Below are 19,565 nucleotides of genomic sequence, written 5' to 3'. Positions count from 1 at the left end.
GGAGAGTGCCCTGTGAAAGTCGGAAGGAAATCTACTGCCCTGGCGCTGGCCACCGGTGCGGCACTGGTGCTGAGCGCATGTGGCGGCGAGGGGGAGGCCGAGGAGTCGTCCACGGCTCCGGAGACACTCGGAGCCCCCGCCTCGGAATCCACCGCTGCTGCGTCATCACCATCTACGCCCGGTCCGTCCGCCGGAGAAACTGAACGCTTCGCGGTCGACAGCGGTGGGTACATGTTCTCGCTGCCTGACGGTAGCGTCTGCTCCGTCGACGGCGAACTGAATGAGAGAGTCGGCTCTGACTTCGCCTGCCTCCTCACACTCGAGGAACCGATGCAGACTGAAGACGGTGAGCCGACCAAGGGTCTCGAGTACAACGACACGATGTTCATCCCCAGCGCCGCACTCACCGACCCGGATCTCCAGACAGAGTTCGCCGGTGCCGAGGTCGAAGCCCTGGATGCAGGTTCAAGAATCACAGTCGGGGATTACCAGGTAGTGGCGGAGACGACGGACGAGACTCTCATCGAGAATGACGTCAACGGCGGTAGTTACTTCATCGCGCTACAGCAGCCGACCAGATTCTGGACACCCCGTCCTGACTGGGTCCCCGAGCCGAGCTTCCCGCCGATCGGCTGAGCTACAACTCCAGCCGCTCCCCGCGCCACCGTTGCCGTAGCCACGCGTCGTGGGAGGCGACGACCACAGCGCCGGGATAGGTGGGGATCGCTTCCTCCAGAGCGGTGACCAGGGACAACGACAGGTGATTGTCGGGTTCGTCCAGCAGCAGGACGTCCGGCGGTGCAGCGAGGAGCACCGCCAGCGCGACGCGGCGCTGCTGCCCCAGGCTGAGTTCTCCGAGCGCCCGGGACTCGTCCCTCGGATGAATCAATCCGAACGTCGACAACGGCACCGTCTCCGCGAGATCGTCGCCGACCAGGTCACGGTAGGTGCGTTCCACCGTCCTGTCCGGGCCACGTCCGGCAGGATCAGGCAGTTCCACCTCCTGTGTCAGGTGGCCCACGCTCACCCCGGCCACGGTCACCGTTCCGGAGGACGGGGGCAGCGCTCCCGCCAGCACCTCCAGCAACGTCGATTTACCGGAGCCGTTCGGGCCGGTCACCAGCAACTTCTCGTCACCGTTGACGGTCAGGGACGTCCGCCCCAGGCGACCGGCGACACTCACCTCCGACGCAACGAGAACGGGCCCCGTCTGCCCCTCGGTGTCCTTGCGACCCGCCGCCGTGAGCCCGGTGAAGGTCAGCTCCTCCGGTGGTTTACGGACCTGCGACTCCTCCAGCTTCTCCAGCCTCGAACGCGAATCATTGACCCGCCGTGACACAACCTTCGCATTCCGGTCGCCGTAGAACTTCTGTGCCATGCGCGTTTCTGTTCGCGGCTTGAAGTTCACATGCCCGACCTGGTGGTTGTCCCGCACTCCGGCACGCAGGCGCTTCAGCTCGGCCTGCTCGTCGCGGTACTGGCGCTCCCACCGTGCCCGGACGTCCTGCCGGGCCGCCAGGTAGTCGGTGTAGTTGCCGGTGTACCGCGTGACACCACCGTCCGCACCGACCTGCGAGGGCGCGGGATCCAGGTCGATCAACGAGGACGCCGCACGGTCGAGGAACGCCCGGTCGTGACTGGCGAACAGCACTGCACCTTTCCAGGTGTTCAGAACGCCGGCCAGGTACTGTGTCGCGGCGTCGTCCAGATGGTTCGTCGGTTCGTCCAGCAGCAGGATGTCCGGACGGTTCAGCAGCAGCCACGCCAACGACAGGCGGGCACGCTGGCCGCCGGACAACTCCCCGGTCCGGCGTTCCTGCGACACTGCGGCCAGGCCGAGGCCGGCGAGGGTCGCCGAGATGCGCGCGTCCGTCTCCCACACGTCGAGACGTTCAGCGACATCGAGGGCAGCCGCATAAGCCTCTGCGTCATAGGGGTCCGCCGCCTGCTCCAGGTCGACGGCGGCTTGCCTCTCAGCTGCGACGGCGGACTCGAGGGCATCGTGGACGCTCTCGTCATCCCGGAACGGGGCCTGCTGGTGCAGGAGCCCGGCACCCGACTGCCCGACGTCCACCGTCCCTGCAGTCGTCGCGCCGACCGGCAGGGAGCCGTGGATCGCGTGCAGCACGGTGGACTTCCCCGAACCGTTCTCACCGATCAGACCGACACGTTGACCAGGAGACACAGTGAAAGAGACATCGGTGAGGACACGGGTTCCGGCGATCTGGACGGACAGACCGTCCACGCGGAGCGGGGACACCGTTGACATGGAGGATGACATAAACATGGGGGAACTCCCTGAGTGGAGAAAAGGTGTGTCCCGCCGGGCAGATGGCAACGCCTCAGGCGCAGGACGATTCAGGGGTTCTACTTCCGCATGTCTTAAGAACCTAGCAGCGGCGACAACCGCCCGCAAGGGCCCCGGCGTCGCCAGGCGTCGCCAGGCGTCGCCAGCCGTCGCCCGGTCACCACGTTCAGGCCTCACGCGGCTCCACCGGGAACCAGAGTTCGCAGGTCGCGGTGGTGAAATCCTCGTCGTGCTCCAGCGTCGACACCAGGGACGGCCCCGGGCGCAGTTGCCACGGGTTCGAGGGAAACCACTCCGTTGCCGTGGCCGCCCACATCGTCTGCAGCGATTCGGGGAACGCCCCGGACGACCGGAACACCACCCAGTCCCCCGCTGGCACCGTGATGACGTCCAGGTCATCCGGCGCGACGGAGTCACCGGTGACGGCCACGCCGTGCATGTACGTCAGCTCCGCCCCCTCGTCCGAGTCCGGTGCGACGTCGTCGTTGACAGCGAGAAGGCCGCCGGGCCCCTCCTCATGGGTGTCGCCGAGTGCGTAGAGACGACTGTGCACCTCCGCCGGCAGCGACTCTGTGAACTCCGCGATATGTGGATTCACTCCTTCGTAGATCAGCGGGACCCGCGTGGCATGCCCCACGAGACGGATGGTGGGGCGGTTGACTATTCGGGCGTCCATACGACTGCTCCCTTCGACGGTCAGGCGGAACCTGAGTTGCTGTTGTGTCCGAAGGGGGCCTCCCGTGCGACGTGCCTCGGTGGGGCCGATGCCGTGGACAGTGCGGAACGCCCTCCCGAATGCCTCGGCCGAGCCGTAGCCGTACCGCACGGCGATCGACAGCAGATCATCACCAGCGAGAACGTCACCTGCGGCAACCGTCATGCGGCGCCGACGGACGTACTCCGACAACGGCATCCCTGCCAGCGACGAAAACATGCGCCGTAGGTGATACCCGGTGACACCGGACGAGCGGGCGACGACGGTGATGTCGATCTCCCCGCACAAGTTGCCTTCGACATAGTCGACGAGCCGGTTCAGGTCATTGATCACGGCTGACCTCCTTCGACTCTCATGCTGCCGCTCGGGTACCCGTCTGCGCCCTACTTCTGCGGACCGTTGCGGTCAGGTGCGGAAAACGGTCACCTCTCGAGGATCTCCTTGATGTTCTGCAGGGTCTCGGTGATTCCGTAGGTGGCGGCGTCGCGACGGTCCGCTTCCTGGGCAGCGGCGTCATCACCGAACTTCTGCCGGAAGTACGCCTCACCCTCCTCCGTGAAGGCGGTGAATTCCGTGAGCACCGTGGCATCCTCCCGACGGTTCACCGGTTCCATCCGGAAGCCCCACCGCGTTCCGCTGGAGGTGACCCGCCAGGAGAACTCCTGCCCCGGACGGGAGGAGACTACTTCGGAGACCGTCGACCATTCCCGTTCCTCTCTGCGGTTGTGCCCGGTGAACCTTGCCCCTTCACCTGTGTCATCCGAGTCCCATTCCGCGCGGTAGCACTGGGCGCTCCACTCCCCGGTGCGCGTGATGTCACTGACGAGGTCGAAGACCTCCGACGGGGCGGCGTGGACGGTGACGGAGTCGCTGATCTCATAGGCCATGGGTCTCAGCGTAGCGCTCCCGTCCACACCTACTACTGGAGTCCTGGTGTGCGTGACACGATCCGGATCTTCGTGCCGGATTGTGTCACGCACTGCAGGACGGTAGGGCTGAAGCACGGCTACACACAGAATCTGACGACAGGAGAATGCCTGTGATGCACTTCAAGATGATGAACGAGTACGACGTCGACTGGCCGTTCTGGAATGTCTGGGCCACGACGAGCGAGCACCCCTACCTGTGCGCGGAGGAGGACCCGCCTCTCCCCTGTCTTCCGGACGAACTGTCGCAGGAGATCCGCCGGTGGGCGCGTCAGTTCAATGACCACTTCAGCTGGGAGACCGGCTGGCCCTCCGGCGACATGGCCCGCGCCCACGAGGAAGAAGGGCGACGCCTGCATGGGCAGGTCGTCGCCGCCTTGCCCGAGGACATTGTCGACTTCCACTACTGGGAAACCAACGTCGTAGATCGTTGAGGGCCTACACCGCCCCGCCGGCGGCGAACTGGCTCCGGTACAGCTCGGCGTAGGAGCCGTCCGCCTCCAGCAACTCGTCGTGCGACCCCTGTTCCACGATCGACCCGTCGACCATCACCAGGATGCGGTCGGCGTCCCGGATCGTCGACAGTCGGTGCGCGATCACGAAGGACGTGCGCTGCGCACGGATCGCATTCATCGCCTTCTGGACCAGCACCTCGGTACGGGTATCCACCGACGAGGTGGCCTCGTCCAGGATCAGGATCTCCGGCTCCGCGAGGAACGCACGCGCAATCGTGATCAGCTGGCGCTCACCGGCGGACACCGACCCGCCGTCCTGGTCGATGACCGTGTCGTACCCCTCCGGCAACGCGTGGACGAACCGGTCGACGTACGCGGCCTTCGCCGCAGCCTTGACCTCGTCATCGCTGGCGTCCAGACGCCCGTAACGGATGTTCTCCAGGATCGTGCCGTCGAACAGCACCGCGTCCTGCAGCACCATGCCGGTGCGCGACCGCAGCTCTGCCCTGCTCATCGTGCGGGTGTCCACCCCGTCAACGAGGATCGCGCCCGAGGTGACCTCGTAGAACCGCATGATCAGGTTCACCATCGTGGTCTTGCCCGCGCCGGTGGGGCCCACGATCGCGATGGTCTGCCCCGGATCCACCTCCAGATCGAGGTTCTCGATCAACGGGGTCTCCGGTGAATAACCGAAGGAGACGTCACGGAACTCGACCCGACCCCGACGCACACCGGTGGCCGGCTCGACCGTCGCCTCCGGGTCAGGATCCTGCTCCTCGGCGTCCAGGAGCTCGAAGACCCGCTCGGCCGATGCGACACCGGACTGCACCATCGTCATCATGCCGGCGAGCTCGCCGAGCGGCTGGTTGAACTCACGGGAGTACTGGATGAACGCTGTCGCGGCACCCAGGGTCATCTGACCGTTCGCCACCCGCAGGCCACCGAACACGGCGATGACCACGTAGCTGAGGTAGTTCAGGAACTGCATCAGCGGCATCATCATGCCCGACAGGAACTGGGCCTTCGCGCTGGCCTGGTAGAGCTCCTCGTTCCGCTCGTCATAGGTCACCGACATCTCGTCCTGGCGGCCGTAGGCGACAACCAGGTCGTGGCCGGTGAAGGACTCCTCGACATGGCCATTGACCTTGCCGGTCCCGGCCCACTGTGCACCGTACTGCTTCTGCGCCCGGGTACCGACGATGGCCACCACGATGGCGGTCAACGGCAGGGCCAGCAGGGCGATGATCGCCAGCTGCCAGGACACCCGGAACATCATCACCGTCACACCGATGATCATCATCGCCGAGTAGGCGAACTGGCTGAGTGCCTGCTGGAGCGCCTGCTGGACGTTGTCGACGTCATTGGTCGTCCGCGACAGCAGGTCACCGGTCTGCCGGGAGTCGTAGAAACTCAACGGCAACCGGTGGACCTTACGCTCCACATCGGTACGCAGCTCCACGATCACCGCGACGACGATCTTGTTGAGGATGTACCCCTGCGCCCAGTTGAACACCCCGGCGACGAGGTACATCCCCAGCACGATGCCGATCAACCGCCCGAGTTCGGTGAAATCGATGCCGGCACCCGGCTCGTTGTTCCACACCGACAGCACACCGTTGTAGATCACGTCGACCGCATCGCCGAGAACCTTCGGTGCGTAGACGGTCAGCACCACACAGACCACCAACAGGACGAAAACCCATGTCAGTGCGATCTTGCGTGGCGCCATGAGCGCCACCATCCGCAGCGCGGACGGCCAGAACGCCTTCGCCGAGCGCGGTGCGGACTCCGCACCCCGGTCAGCAACCTCTGTGTCACTCATCGCTGCGCCTCCATCTGCGACTCGACGATCTCCCGGTAGGTCGCACTCGACTCCAGCAGGTCATCATGGGTTCCCTGGGCGACGATGCGCCCCTTCTCCAACACCAGGATCTGGTCTGCGTCACGCACCGTCGACACCCGCTGGGCCACCGTCACCACGGCCGCATCCCGGGTCTTCGGGTACAGCGCCGAACGCAGCGCAGCATCGGTGCGCACGTCCAGTGCCGAGAAAGAGTCGTCGAAGACATACACCTTCGGCGCCGCCACCAGGGCGCGGGCGATGCACAACCGTTGGCGCTGACCACCGGACACATCAGTACCGCCCTGCGCGATCGGTGAAGCCAACCCTGCCGCGTCCCCGTCACCGCGGCTGCGGACGAAACCGTCGGCCTGGGCCACACGCAACGCCTCCCACAGCTCGTCGTCGGTGGCGTCGGTACGTCCGAAACGCAGGTTGGACGCCGCCGTCCCGGAGAACAGGTACGCCTTCTGCGGCACCAGCCCGACGTACCGGGCCAGGTCCGTGCGCGGCATCGACGCGACCGGCACACCGTCGACGACCACCTCCCCCGACGTCGGCGCGAACAGCCGCGGAATCAGGTTGACCAGCGTGGTCTTGCCCGACCCCGTCGCACCGATCACCGCGGTGGTCTCCCCGGGGCGCACGGTGAAACTGATGTCGGTGAGCACCGGGGCGTCCGCACCCGGGTAGGTGAAGGACACGTCGCGGAACTCCAGCTCGCCACGCACCTCACTCGGCGACACCGTCTCCACGGACGGATCCGACTCCGGCTCGATGATGGACGGCTCGTGGCCGAGCACGTCCTGGATACGCCCGGCACACACGATCGCACGCGGCAGCATCATCGCCATGAACGAACCCATCATCACCGCCACAAGGATCTGCAGCAGGTACTGCATGAACGCGGTGAGGGAACCGACCTCGATCGCACCGTCCGCCACCCGGTGACCGCCGAACCACAGCACCGCCGCCGTGGCAGCGTGCAGCACCAGCATGATCACCGGGCCCATCAGCACGAACACCCGTCCGACACGTTCAGACACCCAGGCGACCGCCTGGTTGGCGTCCTCGAAACGCTTCGTCTCGAACTTCTCCCGGACGAACGCACGGATCACGCGGATGCCGGTGATCTGCTCACGCATCACACCGTTGATCGCGTCGATCCGCTCCTGCATCGACCCGAACAGCGGCACCAGACGGGCGACCATCAGCCCGACGATGACCAGCAGCACGGCCACGGACACCCACACCAGCCACGACAGGCCGGCGTCCTCCCGCAACGCCATGACGATGCCGCCGATGCACATGATCGGCATGGTCACCATGAAGCTGAGGAACATGACGAACACCATCTGCACCTGCTGCACGTCATTGGTGCCCCTGGTGATCAGCGTCGGTACACCGAAGGTGCCCATGTCCTGCGAGCTGAACCGGTCGACGCTGCGGTACACGTCGCGGCGGACGTCACGACCCACCGACATCGCCAGGCGAGCGGCACACCACGTTGCAGCGACAGCGGTGATGACCTGGACGAAAGCGACGGCGATCATCACGCCACCGGTCGACCAGATGTAGCCGATGTCGCCGAGGGACACGCCCTTGTCGATGATGTCCGCGTTGAGTCGGGGAAGGTAGAGCGTCGCGAAGGTGGAGACGGTCTGGAGGATGAGGACTGCGACCAGCAGCCCCGGATACTGTCGGGCGTATCTGCCCACGAGCCGGAGTAGTTGCACCCGGACAGTGTAGGCGGTTATATGGCTGACCTGCCAGGAAGCATGGGTTTAGTAACGGCCGTCGGCTGTGTCGACCGTGTCGGCGCCCTGAGGGTACAGGTCACGAATCCGGCCGTTCGCTGACCTGGACACTCAATCTGCCGGAGCCCCGGGGAACAACGGTCAGAACAGTCCCGCCTCGTCCAGCACCGTCGCCGAGGCCGACAGTCCCAGGCGCGTGGTCCCGGCGGCGACCATTGCCTCCGCCGTCTCGAGCGAGCGGATCCCGCCGGACGCCTTGATGCCGAGACGCCCACCGACGGTCTCGTGCATCACCCGTACCGCCTCCACCGACGCCCCTCCGGCCGGATGGAACCCGGTCGAGGTCTTCACGAAGTCCGCGCCCCCCTCTTCTGCACAGCGGCAGGCCGCGGCGATCTCCTCGTCATCGAGCGCGGCAGACTCGATGATCACCTTGAGCACCCCGGGTGCCGGAACCGCGGCACGGACAACCGCGATCTCCCCGGTCAGTTCATCGAACCGGCCTTCCTTCACCAGAGCCAGATTGATGACCATGTCGACCTCGTCGGCGCCGTCCGCCACCGCGCGGGCCGCCTCGGTCGCCTTCACGTCGGGTTTCACCGCGCCGGACGGGAAACCGACCACCGTCGCGACGTGCACCCCCGACGGTGCGTCCACCGGCAACTGCGACGGCGACACGCAGATCGCGTAGACGCCCAGTTCACCGGCCTCCGCGGCGAGGCCTGCCACGTCCGCTGACGTGGACTCCGGCTTGAGCAGGGTGTGGTCGATCAGGCGGGCGAGTTCGGTGCGCTGCATGGTGTGCAGTTTAGCGTTCGTCGAGCGCCCCTAATCTCACAAGGATCCCCGCTTCTGACGAAACGTCGTGAGATTAGAGGGTGTCTACATTGACAATCCGCAGGTCGCGGCGAATACATGCGGGGGTATCAGGAGAACTCCCCACAGGCTTTGGGCCGCACCGTAGCGCCGACTACCGTTATGACATCACCACCGTCGTCCTCTGAAAGACCCCTGCTTACGTAATGGCCACCAGTCCCCGCCCGTCCATCGTCCTCACTGCCCCGGGCGGTGCACCACCGGCACCCGCGTGCGCACGGTCCTCGGTTCGCCCGCCCCGAAAACAGGCACAGGCACAGCTGCTGGTCGAGCCCATCGTGCTCTCCGCCCCGACGTGTCCGCCACCGCCCGGGGGCGCACGAGTGGCGCCAGCGGAGGTGGAGGTCGCTCCCGCGCCTGAGCCGACGACGGAACCTGCCCCGGAGCCGCCGGTGGTGGCGTCGACGCCGACGATCGCCCCGCCCCCACCGGCCACCACGGTCCCCGTCGCTGCCCCTCTAAAGCCGGGGCGGATCCGTCGGGTCACCGGACTCGACGGTCTGCGCGGCATCGCAGTCCTCGCTGTGGTGGTCTACCACTTCTTCGGCGACGTGCTGCCCGGCGGTTTCCTCGGGGTGGACGTCTTCTTCGTCCTCTCCGGGTTCCTCATCACCTCGCTGCTGGTGCGCGAAATCGGGGCGACCGGCCGAATCAACCTCAAGGAGTTCTGGCGTCGTCGGGCCCGCCGCATCCTCCCGGCAGCGGTCACCGTCCTGCTGGTCTCGACCGCGGTGGCCGGGATCATCGGCGGTGACGCGGCCGTCGCCCTGGTGCCGCAGTTCCTCGGGTCGCTGTTCTCCGTGAACAACTGGGTGCAGATCGCCCAGTCGAACAGCTACTTCGCCGACACCACGCCGCAGATCTTCATGCACTACTGGTCCTTGGCCATCGAGGAGCAGTTCTACGTGCTGTGGCCGGTGCTGCTGCTGGCGTGCCTGTGGTTCTCGCGGCGCGTCCTGCGCTGGAACCGGATCGGACGGTCCGCCGGCCCGTTCCGCGTCGCCACCGTGGTGGCGACGGTGCTGGGCATCGCCTCGTTGATCGCGATGATCATCCTCCACGACCCGGAGAGCGACCCGTCCCGTGTGTACTTCGGGACGGACACCCACGCGTTCGGCATGCTCGCCGGCGTGGTCCTCGCCCTGGTGACGACATCGGCCGGGCAGTCGTCGACGGACTCCTGGCCCGCGTTCTCCCCCGCGACCGCGTCACGTCGGTCCGCGGCACTGGCCTGGGTCGGCGGGTCGCTGGCCCTGGTGGTACTGGCCGTCATGTTCCTGACGCTGCCTGACACCGATCCCCTGACCTACCGGGGCGGACTGTTCCTGGCGTCGCTGCTGTCCGTCGCCCTGATCGCCACGTCCCTGCGGGAGGCCGGGCCGGTCGCGGGGCTGCTGCGGTGGCGCCCGCTGCGCTGGTTCGGTGAGCGGTCCTTCAGCCTGTACCTGTGGCACTGGCCCGTCGTCGTCTTCGCCCGCGCACTGATGCAGGAACCGGGTTCGGACGTCCCGGACTGGGCGGTCGGCGTGGTCGCCGTGGTCGTGAGCCTGGTACTTACCGAGGCGTCCTACCGGTGGGTGGAGACGCCGCTGCGCCGCAACGGCTACCGCAGGACGCTGCAGTCCCTGGGCACCACGAAACTGCTGGCCGTCCCGGGCGCGGTCCTGGTGGTGACCCTCCTGGCCGGTTCCGCTCTGGGGCAGAGCCCGGCGAATTCGGAGCTGGAGACCCAGCTGGAGGAGATGGCGGACCTGCAGGACAACTCCGCCGGGACATCCGCAGCGCCGGACGCTCCTGCTGCACCCGCCACACCCGGCCTCCCCGCAGGCAGGGACATCACGGCGATCGGCGACTCGGTGATGCTGGCGTCGACCCTGTCCCTGCAGCAGCGGTTCCCGGGCATCACCGTCGACGCCGAAACGTCGCGCCACTACACCGGCGGTGAGGGCCCGATCGGCACCATGGCCGCGAACGGGACGCTCGGCGAGTATGTCGTCCTGGGTTTCGGCACCAACGGCCAGGCCTTCGACGGTCAGCTCGACCGCATCGTCGAGACCGTCGGACCGGGCCACAAGATCATCCTCGTGGTGCCCTACGGCTATGTCGACGGTATCGCCCCGGCCGCCCAGCAGACGCTCGACTACGCCGCGGTCCACCCGGACGTGTACCTCGCCCCCTGGTGCCAGATGGCGCTCGACCACCCGGACTCCCTCATCGGCGACGGTGTCCACCCCAACGACGCCGGGCAGGAGTACTACACCGACGCGGTGGAGAAGGGCCTGCAGCAGGCCGTCGACGGGAAGAAGGATTCCTCGATCAGCTGCGCAATGTAGGCGTCCGGCCTCAGCCGACCACCTGTGCGGAGAGACGGTCGCGGACGACGGCGAAGCCCTCGGCCCAGGCGAGCAGATCCTTGAGCAGCCCGGCGAAGGGTGCTGTGGACACCTCCTGCGGAGCGAAGGTGCCGTCGACGGCGTCAGTGAAGATCGAGAACGCGGCGACATCGCGGACGGTCGCGGCACGGAAGTTGGCGAACACTGAGCGCCATGCCTCAACGGCGCGGACGCCCTTGTCGGCACCGTAGGAGACGAAGGCCACCGGCTTGTGGGCGAACTCGGAACCGACGAAGTCGATCGCGTTCTTCAGCGGGCCCGGCACGCTGTGGTTGTACTCCGGGGTCACCAGGATGTAGCCGTCGAACGGCTCCAGGGCCGCACCCCACGCCTTGGTGTGCTCATTGGCGTACTTGTGGGCGCCGCCGGGGATCTCCTCGTCGAGGACGGGGAGGTTGTAGTCGGCGAAGTTGATCACGGTGCTGTCGACGTCTGCGGCGTCGAGCTGCTCCTTGACCCAGCTGACCACCTGGGGGTTGAAGGCGCCGGGGCGGGTGGAACCTGCGATGATGCCGATGCTGGTCATGGTTGTCCTCCTTGGTGAGGGATGGAGTCGCGGTTGTTCTGCCGCCACGACGTTACCATAGTTGACACGTCAACTATGTTGTCGTCTGCTCCTCCGCTACCACTGACCGGGACGAGCGCGCCTGCACCCAGCGATACACGCCCAGGATGATGCCGACGAACACCAGTGCACCGACCCACTGGGACGGTCCTGCCCAGCCGTCCGGCATGATCCCCAACACGTCCGAATCGCCGGTACCGGCGATGATGCCGGCGTTCAGCACGCCGAAGAGGCTCTCACCGACGATCAGACCCGTCGCGCCGAGCACTCCCAGCCGCTTGGCAGTCGAGGCATTCGCGCGTCCGTCGGCCCACCGGTTGTAGAACCAGCCCAGGAACGCACCCAACGGGATGATGAGGGTGAGGCTGATCGGGAGGTACATGCCCATACCCACCGCGAGCGGCGGCAGGCCGAAGCGCTTCCCGGACGCCTGTCGGACAACCTCGTCCACGATGATCACGCCGACACCGATCAGCGCACCCAGCCCGATCAGGCCCCAGTCGAGCGAGTCGCCGAAGATGCCCTCGGCCACCGACGACAGCAGGCCCGCCTGCGGTGCGGCGAGAGCGTCCGGCCCCGCACCGGGTGCACCGGCGAAACCGAACGCGGTGGCCATCAGCCCCATCACCGGCGGGATGATCAACGAACCGAAGACCACACCGATGATCAGGGCCGTCTGCTGCTTCCACGGGGTCGCCCCGACCAACTGACCGGTCTTGAGGTCCTGCAGGTTGTCGTTCGAGATCGTGGCGACGCCGAAGACGACTGTCGCCGTGAACAGGGTGTAGGCCACCAGGGCGGTGGGGTGACCACCGTCGTCGTTGCCGGTCACCAGCTTGATCAGCAGGGCGGCCAGCAGCACCACGATCACACCGACGCCGGAGATCGGACTGTTGGAGGACCCGATCAGGCCGGCCATGTAGCCGCACACCGCGGCGATGATCAGGCCGAGCAGCAGGACGAACAGGATGCTCAGGGTGATCAGCGAGCCTGTGTGGTGGCTGACCCCCGTCCCGCTGAGGAAGGACCACAGCAGCCACCCGATCGGAAGCATCAGCACCAGGACCCCGACCACGAGGACCTTCACCGGGATGTCGCGCTCCGTGAGTGCCACATGTTCACCCTGCTTCCGGGCACGTGACGCCGCCAGGGACGCGGCGATCCCGCGGACCACCGGGCCGATGATCTTCAGCAGCGTCCAGACCGCGGCGATCGCCATCGCACCGGCGCCGACGAAACGCACGTCACCGGCGAAGGTCTCGGAGACGGCGTCGGAGATGTCTCCGACGGCAGGCAGCTCTCCACCGGTGAAGACCGGCAACAGCACGCCGAAGGAGATCAGCAGGCCGACGATCATCGCGACACCCACCGTCGGACCGACGAGGTGGCCGACACCGATCAGCGCCAGTGACAGGCTGGAACCGACCATGGTGCCGCCCGTGCCGACACGGAACGTGGTGGACAGCTCGGCGGCGGTGACCTTCAACGCGGACAACAGCGACATTCCCGCCGAAGCGAGGCCACCGACGACGATGGCACGCAGACCGTCCCGGTTGCTGCGGTTGTCGGGGTCGGAGGAGTCATCCTCACCGACCTTGAGCACCTCGGCGGCGGCCACACCTTCGGGGAACGGCAGATCCGATCCCGTCACCAACGCCCGCCGCAGCGGGATGGAGTACAGCACGCCGAGGATGCCACCGATGAGGCAGACCAGCATGGTCGTCCAGTACGGGAATCCCGTCCACCAGCCGATCATGATCAGACCGGGCAGGACGAAGATGATCGCCGACAGGGTGCCGGCGGCAGACGCGATGGTCTGCACGATGTTGTTCTCGGTGATGCTGTGGTTCTGCAGTCGTCGCAGCACCGCCATCGAGATCACCGCGGCCGGGATCGAGGTGGCGAAGGTCAGACCGACCTTCAGGCCCAGGTACACGTTCGCGGCGGTGAACACCAGGGTGATCAGTCCACCGAGGATGACCGCGCGGACGGTGAGTTCCCGGATCGGGGAGCTGGTCTTGACGTTGTTGGGGTCGGCCATGTCGTTGGCTCGCTTTCACGGACGTGACAGCGCCGGTTTCTCCTCGGGGGCCCGGCACCGTGGACGTCATCGGTTCAGTTGTGGGACCCGTGAAACTCTAGTCGCCGACCATCCGGTTACAACAGCGGGCTATATATTCGTTCGCCATCATTGACAACGTGACCAAAGCCAGCAAAACTTGCAAAATGAACAAAGACTGCAAAAGCAGCAAAGGGATAGGAGTCGACCATGGCACGTATCCGTAACCCGTTCCGTGCCAGCATCGGGGCAAGCCCGCCTGTCCTGGTCGGGCGCGACAGTGACATTGAAGACTTCGACAGTGCGCTCGATGACGGTCCAGGCACCCTCGAGCGAATAACTCTCTTTACCGGTGTACGAGGCGTCGGCAAGACCTGCATGCTCAATGCTGTCGAGGATGTCGCCAGGTCCCGGGGCTGGCATGTCTTCTCCGAGTCTGCCGACCAGGGGTTCATGGACAACCTCGTGCGTCAAGTTGCCCGGGCTGTTGAAGAACTCGGTGACGACACTGTCCGCCGACGGATCTCCGGCGGGACGCTCGGAAGAATCGGCGTATCGACGATGTCCACAGAGACCGTGGACTGGTCGTCCAGCCTCCGAGAGCTCCTGGGGACGCTCGACGGACTGCACAGTCGCTTCGCCGGGGACGATGATCCAGCGGGAACGTTGATCACCCTCGATGAGGTACACGTGAAGAACAGCAACGAGCTCAGGGAGTTCGCCACGGTCATCCAACACCTGGTCCGCGCGGACGCCAATATCGCGGTAGCCATGGCCGGAATCCCTTCTGCGGTGGAGCGGTTCATCAGCGACAAGGACAACGAGAGCACAATCACGTTCATCCGTAGAGCCGACCGTGTGTTCCTGGGGTCCGTGTCTGACGACGATGTCCGGGAAGCGCTGAGCGCCCCGGTCGAACCCCTGGAAGTGACCTGGGATGAAGCAGCGTTGGAAACAGCCACTGAGGCATGTGGCGGCTATCCGTTCATGATTCAGCTTGTCGGTCACTATTCGTTCCGGGCCGCAGAGGGCGACACGATCACCCCGGAATCCGTCAGACAGGGGGTCGATAAAGCCCGCCGCAAGCTCGGAACCCTGGTGCACGACCCTGCCCTCAAAGACCTGTCCGGAACCGACAAGACGGTGCTCGTAGCGATGAGTGTCGATGACGGACCATCACGCCCGGCGGACCTTGCCGAGCGCATCAACCAGGGCCTCAACTACCTCTACGTCTACCGGGCCCGGCTGACGAATGCGGGGATGATTCAGGTACTGCCGGACGGTCGGTTCGACCTCGCAGTCCCTTACCTCAGGGAGTATCTGCGAGAGCATGCTGCAACGTTGGGGCTGAGCTTGCCCACTCCGTCACCTGAATAGCCTGAGCGTTCGCCGCTCTAAGCCGACACCGCGTCGCGGAACTCCTGCTCGATGGTCTCGAGGGTCTTGTCCTTGGTCTCCGGGACCAGTCGGTAGACCCACACCAGGGCGATGAGCTGCAGACCGACGAAGATGAACACGGTGGGACCGAATCCGATGACGTCCATGAGGTACGGGAAGAACAGGGCGACACAGAAGTTCATCGACCACTGCACCCCCGCCGCCAGGCCCATGGCCTCGCCGCGGACACGCATGGGGAAGATCTCAGACATGAACAACCAGGTCATCGCACCGACCGCACACTGCATGATGCCGACGAAGGCGACGATGGCGGCCAGGATGATCCACTTCTTGGCCTCGACCTCGTCCGGCATCATCATCGACACCAGCCCCATCACGGTCAGGGTGACGACCGTACCGGTCAGACCACTCATCAGCATGCGCCGACGCCGGACACGCGAGTTCAGGAACATCGACAGCAGCATGCCGATCACCCCGGCGATACCGATCAACAGGTTGACGGTGAAGGCGGTGTTGCCTTCGAATCCCGCCTGGGTCAGGATCGTCACGCCGTAGTACTGGATGACGTTGATGCCGGAGATCTGGTTGATCACGGCCATGCCGAAACCGATGAGCATGATGCGGCGGATCCACGGTTCGGCGAAGAGGTCACGGAACCGGCGCCGGGACGCCTGGCTGTCGTGGTCGGCGAGGGTGCGGACGCCTTCGACGTCACCGGACACCGGGTGGGTGATCTCGTCACTGTCGGGGTGCGGTGCATCGTCTCCGCCGTAGCGGGAGGTCTCGTAGTCCGGTGACCCGTACACCTTCTCGCGGATGGTGCGCAGCGCGTTGAGCATGTCCTCGATACGACCGTGGCCGGCGAGCCAGCGCGGGGACTCCGGGACGATCGTCATACCGACCCACAGCGCGATGGCGGGCACGAGGCACAGCGCAAGCATCCAGCGCCACGTCCCGCCCTCCTCGGCACCACCGACGCGGGCGATGAGCGCATTGAAGCTGAAGGCCAGGAACTGGCCGAAGACGACCATGAACTCGTTCTGGTTGACCACCCGACCCCGCAGGTGGGTGGGGGCGAGCTCGGCGAGGTAGATCGGGATGATGCCGGACGCGGACCCCACGGCGATGCCCAGGACGATCCGGCACAGCATCAGCACGACCCAGGTCGGTGAGAGGACCGAGCCCAGGGAGCCGAGGATGAAGATCACCGCGACGATCGCGATGGTGCGGTGGCGTCCGATGCGGTCGGCGACCCGGCCGCCGAAGATCGCACCGAAGATCGCGCCGAACTGGAGGGCGGAGGTGACGATCCCCTCATAGCGTTCCTCGAGGCCCAGGTCGGCGGTCATCGAGGGGAGCGCGCCGTTGATCACTCCGGTGTCGTAGCCGAAAAGCAGTCCACCCAGGGACAGGACGGTCACTGCCGCCCAGAAGCGACGGTTCGGCGGGCCTGCCTTCGGTGGCGGCGGACCTGCCCGCAGCGCCTTCCGTTCAGCGCTCCGGGTCTGTCTGGCGTCCCGGCGGGCATCCCGCCGGGATTGTCGCTCGCTGCTGTCGTTCACGCTGGAGTACTCCTCCGTCGAATAAGAATTAGGAACTGATGCTTAACCCGACAGTAGCGCGAAATATTCCGGTCGTTCTGCTGACGGCTGCCAGCGGTCAGTCAGCGGTCAGTCGGCGATCGCCTCCAGCGGCCGGACACGCGACGCCTTCACCGCAGGCCACGCGGCAGCGACGACGCCGACGACACCCGAGGCCACGACCATGCCGACAACCTGACCCCAGGGCACGGCGGTTTCGGTGAGTCCCTCACCTGCCAGCACTTCGAGGAACGCCCATCCCAGTCCCAGGCCGATCACGACACCGATCAGGGCGCCGTAGAGCGAGATCTGGACCGCTTCCAGGGTGATCATGCGCCGTACCTGACCGCGCAGCGTGCCCACGGCACGCAGCATGCCGATCTCCTGTCGCCTCTCGATGACGTTCAGCGCGAGAGTGTTGATGATGCCGAGCACCGCCACGATGACCGCCAGGGCCAGCAGCGCGTAGAGGACGTTGAGCATCTGGTCGATGAGGACGGCCTGTTCACCGGCGTACTCCTCCGGGGTGAGCACCTGGACCACGATCTGGTCGGCCGTGGCGGCCTCGAGCCTGTCGCGCAGTGTGTCGGTGTCGATCGACCCGTCACCGTTGACGAAGACGGCGTAGATGTTCGCCGAGGCCCCGGCACCGAACTGCGCCGCCAGTGGTTCGAGAGCCGACCAGGACACCAGGTGCTGACCGAAGAGTTCATTCGGTTCATAGGTGCCCTGCAGTGTCACCTCGCCGATCTCGCGCTCGGGCCCGTCGGGCATCCGGACGGTCAGTGGCAGTTCATCGCCCACCGTCCAACCTTCAGCTGCGGCAACCTCTTCATCGGCGATGACACCGGGGGTGTCCAACGACAGGTCGCCCTCGGCGGCCACCAGTCCGCCGGACACGGTCGGGTCACCCTCGATGACACCGGTGCCGCCGCTGAAGCCTCCGACGGTGACGGGCAGGAAGCCGAAGCCGGTGGCCGCCTCCACACCGTCGGTGTCCCGGACGGCGTCCAGGGCCGACTGCGGAACCGGGAAGGCACCGTTGGACGGCCCGGAGAGGACGTAGTCGGACTGGACGGAATCGCCGACGAATCCGCTGATGGACGCCTTCATCGAGGCACCGAGCATGCCGATGCACGCCACCAGTGCCACGCCGAGGGTGAGGGCGAATGCGGTGGTCGCGGTCCGGCGGGGGTTGCGTCCGGAATTGGTCGCGGCCAGCCGTCCGACCTGTCCGAAGGGCGCTCCGATCGCGCCCCCGATCCCGCGGACCACCGGAATCGACAACGCCGGGGACAACAGGAACGTCCCCAGGATGACCCCGAGTGCGCCGATCCCGACCAGTGCCGCCCGTGGTCCGGTGTCGGACCCGCTGAGCAGGACTCCGACCAGCGCGGCCACCACACCGGCGAGGAAGAGGACGACACCGACGGTGGTGCGTCCACGCAACGGGGAACCGGACGACTGGTCACCGGAGCGCATCGCCTCGACCGGGCGGACCGCACCGGCACGTCGGGCCGGGGCCCACGCCGAGATGACGGTGACGATCACGCCGAGGACCAACGGCAGCAGGACGGAACCGACGGTCACGTCGACCCCGGTGTTCGGCAGCCCGGCACCGGTGGACCCGATGACGGCGTAGATCACCTGGGTCAACCCGATGCCGGCGAGGACGCCGAGCAGTGAGCCGATGATGCCGACGATGACCGCCTCGAAGACCACCGAGACGGTGAGCTGGTTCGAGGCGACCCCCAGCGAGCGCAGCAGGGCGAACTCACGCATCCGCTGGGCGACGATCATGGAGAAGGTGTTGGCGATGATGAACGTGCCGACCACCAGCGCGATGAGGCCGAAGGCGATGAGGAAGTAGTTGACGAAGCTGAGTGCCTCGTCGATCTGGGCCGCCTGCTCCTCACCGACCTGGGCACCGGTCTTGACGTCAACGTCCCCCAGTTCGGGATGGTCGGCGGCGAGGCTGTCGCTGACCTGGGATGCGAGTGCCTCGGGGCTGGTTCCCGGAGCCGCGGCCAGCGAGAATTCGTTGCCCGTGGTGCCGTCGGTGAAGGTGTCGACGAAGGCGGGCTCATCCATCATCAGCCCGAGGAATCCACCACCGTCGATGTCGATGTCGTAGATGCCGGAGACGGTGACGGGGTGACTGCCCGAGGTGTCCACGACGGTGAGTTCCTGCCCGACGGTGAGGTCGTGGGACTCGGCGGCAGTGCTGTTGACGGCGACTTCGTCGGGACCACGGGGCGATGTGCCGTCGACGATGCCGGTGTCGGGACCGACGGCGTCGCCCGGCTCGTACCAGGGCATGGCGAAAGCGGGCGCCCCACCGGTCTGCAGGGTCTCCCGGGCACCGTCCTTCCCGGTGGCCACGACGACGGTCACCTGGTCACTGAGGTTGACCCTCTCCACACCGGGGATCTCGGCGAGGTCGTCGCCGAGGTCGAGTGGCAGGGACGAGCCGGACTGCGGCGCGGACACAACGACGTCGATACCCCTGGTGGTGGACTCGGTGAGCGTGTCGAAGGTCTTCTGCAGCGATGAGGTGAACATCAACGAACCGGCGATGAACGCGGTACCCAGGACAACAGCCAGAACGGTCAGTACGAGGCGGATCTTGTGTGCGGCGAGATTGCGGAGCGACACGCGTCGCATGGTGGATGCGGAGGATCGGGCAGCCATGG

General features: G+C 66.2%; 14 protein-coding genes. 4 read left to right on the top strand and 10 right to left on the bottom strand.

Translation table 11 applies throughout. The features are described 5' to 3' along the window. Positions 1-12: 12 nt before the first annotated feature. Positions 13-636, top strand: coding sequence for a hypothetical protein (locus FS507_RS11860; RefSeq protein ID WP_145942998.1), 624 nt, complete (start codon positions 13-15; stop codon positions 634-636). A gap of 1 nt (position 637) precedes the next feature. Here the strand turns inward: FS507_RS11860 and FS507_RS11855 are convergent, their stop codons facing one another. From FS507_RS11855 to FS507_RS11845, 3 genes are all read right to left on the bottom strand, one after another. After that, entirely contained in the window at positions 638-2,269 is a 1,632-nt protein-coding gene (locus FS507_RS11855; RefSeq protein ID WP_222121424.1) for an ABC-F family ATP-binding cassette domain-containing protein, read from the bottom strand. A 205-nt stretch (positions 2,270-2,474) separates the two neighbouring features. Continuing rightward, positions 2,475-3,356 carry an AraC family transcriptional regulator gene (locus FS507_RS11850; RefSeq protein WP_145942996.1) on the bottom strand — a complete coding sequence of 294 codons (882 nt, stop codon included), beginning with the start codon at positions 3,354-3,356 and terminating at the stop codon, positions 2,475-2,477. Positions 3,357-3,445: 89 nt separating this feature from the next. After that, positions 3,446-3,910: an SRPBCC family protein gene (locus FS507_RS11845; protein WP_145942995.1), complete on the bottom strand. Its 465-nt coding sequence runs from the start codon at positions 3,908-3,910 to the stop codon at positions 3,446-3,448. A 155-nt stretch (positions 3,911-4,065) separates the two neighbouring features. On the opposite strand from FS507_RS11845, the gene FS507_RS11840 reads away from it, so the two are divergent. Beyond that, positions 4,066-4,383: a hypothetical protein gene (locus tag FS507_RS11840; protein ID WP_145942994.1), complete on the top strand. Its 318-nt coding sequence runs from the start codon at positions 4,066-4,068 to the stop codon at positions 4,381-4,383. Positions 4,384-4,387: 4 nt separating this feature from the next. On the opposite strand, the gene FS507_RS11835 is transcribed toward FS507_RS11840, so the two are convergent. The 3 genes from FS507_RS11835 to deoC form a co-directional block, all read right to left on the bottom strand. Next, a complete protein-coding gene (locus FS507_RS11835; protein ID WP_145942993.1) occupies positions 4,388-6,226 on the bottom strand; it encodes an ABC transporter ATP-binding protein in 1,839 nt (612 codons plus the stop codon). Further along, positions 6,223-7,980 carry an ABC transporter ATP-binding protein gene (locus FS507_RS11830; protein ID WP_145942992.1) on the bottom strand — a complete coding sequence of 586 codons (1,758 nt, stop codon included), beginning with the start codon at positions 7,978-7,980 and terminating at the stop codon, positions 6,223-6,225. Before FS507_RS11830 ends, FS507_RS11835 begins: the two co-directional genes overlap by 4 nt. A gap of 162 nt (positions 7,981-8,142) precedes the next feature. Continuing rightward, positions 8,143-8,799 (bottom strand): deoxyribose-phosphate aldolase, encoded by a 657-nt coding sequence (gene deoC, locus FS507_RS11825; RefSeq protein WP_145942991.1) that lies wholly within the window; start codon positions 8,797-8,799, stop codon positions 8,143-8,145. Between the two features lie 401 nt (positions 8,800-9,200). Here deoC and FS507_RS11820 point away from each other — a divergent pair, with 401 nt between their 5' ends. Then, complete coding sequence (locus FS507_RS11820; RefSeq protein ID WP_260853378.1) at positions 9,201-11,210, top strand: acyltransferase family protein; 2,010 nt, start codon at positions 9,201-9,203, stop codon at positions 11,208-11,210. A 10-nt stretch (positions 11,211-11,220) separates the two neighbouring features. On the opposite strand, the gene FS507_RS11815 is transcribed toward FS507_RS11820, so the two are convergent. Both FS507_RS11815 and FS507_RS11810 read right to left on the bottom strand, forming a co-directional pair. Next, on the bottom strand, positions 11,221-11,796 hold the full coding sequence (locus FS507_RS11815) for an NADPH-dependent FMN reductase (protein ID WP_145942989.1): 576 nt from the start codon (positions 11,794-11,796) through the stop codon (positions 11,221-11,223). 73 nt (positions 11,797-11,869) lie between these two features. Continuing rightward, positions 11,870-13,876, bottom strand: coding sequence for an OPT family oligopeptide transporter (locus tag FS507_RS11810; RefSeq protein ID WP_145942988.1), 2,007 nt, complete (start codon positions 13,874-13,876; stop codon positions 11,870-11,872). 228 nt (positions 13,877-14,104) lie between these two features. On the opposite strand from FS507_RS11810, the gene FS507_RS11805 reads away from it, so the two are divergent. Further along, a complete protein-coding gene (locus FS507_RS11805; protein ID WP_145942987.1) occupies positions 14,105-15,271 on the top strand; it encodes an ATP-binding protein in 1,167 nt (388 codons plus the stop codon). Between the two features lie 17 nt (positions 15,272-15,288). Here FS507_RS11805 and FS507_RS11800 read toward each other — a convergent pair whose 3' ends face one another. Next, positions 15,289-16,854, bottom strand: a complete 1,566-nt coding sequence (locus tag FS507_RS11800) for an MFS transporter (RefSeq protein ID WP_260853377.1) — start codon at positions 16,852-16,854, stop codon at positions 15,289-15,291. Between the two features lie 108 nt (positions 16,855-16,962). After that, positions 16,963-19,563, bottom strand: a complete 2,601-nt coding sequence (locus FS507_RS11795; RefSeq protein WP_260853376.1) for an ABC transporter permease — start codon at positions 19,561-19,563, stop codon at positions 16,963-16,965. Positions 19,564-19,565 lie beyond the last annotated feature (2 nt).

The sequence above is a fragment of the Corynebacterium glyciniphilum AJ 3170 genome (assembly GCF_007673095.1).
Lineage (GTDB): Bacteria > Actinomycetota > Actinomycetes > Mycobacteriales > Mycobacteriaceae > Corynebacterium.
The sequence above is the reverse complement of the archived record's forward strand: the minus strand, read 5'-3'. Positions and strand labels throughout refer to the sequence as shown.

Bases quoted from the DNA above. Each gene is read 5' to 3' on its own strand.
- FS507_RS11810 (WP_145942988.1), bottom strand. From the start codon at position 13,876: ATGGCCGACCCCAACAACGTCAAGACCAGCTCCCCGATCCGGGAACTC.
- FS507_RS11840 (WP_145942994.1), top strand. From the start codon at position 4,066: ATGCACTTCAAGATGATGAACGAGTACGACGTCGACTGGCCGTTCTGG.
- FS507_RS11845 (WP_145942995.1), bottom strand. From the start codon at position 3,910: ATGGCCTATGAGATCAGCGACTCCGTCACCGTCCACGCCGCCCCGTCG.
- FS507_RS11805 (WP_145942987.1), top strand. From the start codon at position 14,105: ATGGCACGTATCCGTAACCCGTTCCGTGCCAGCATCGGGGCAAGCCCG.
- FS507_RS11835 (WP_145942993.1), bottom strand. From the start codon at position 6,226: ATGAGTGACACAGAGGTTGCTGACCGGGGTGCGGAGTCCGCACCGCGC.
- FS507_RS11855 (WP_222121424.1), bottom strand. From the start codon at position 2,269: ATGTCAACGGTGTCCCCGCTCCGCGTGGACGGTCTGTCCGTCCAGATC.
- FS507_RS11815 (WP_145942989.1), bottom strand. From the start codon at position 11,796: ATGACCAGCATCGGCATCATCGCAGGTTCCACCCGCCCCGGCGCCTTC.
- FS507_RS11795 (WP_260853376.1), bottom strand. From the start codon at position 19,563: ATGGCTGCCCGATCCTCCGCATCCACCATGCGACGCGTGTCGCTCCGC.
- deoC (WP_145942991.1), bottom strand. From the start codon at position 8,799: ATGCAGCGCACCGAACTCGCCCGCCTGATCGACCACACCCTGCTCAAG.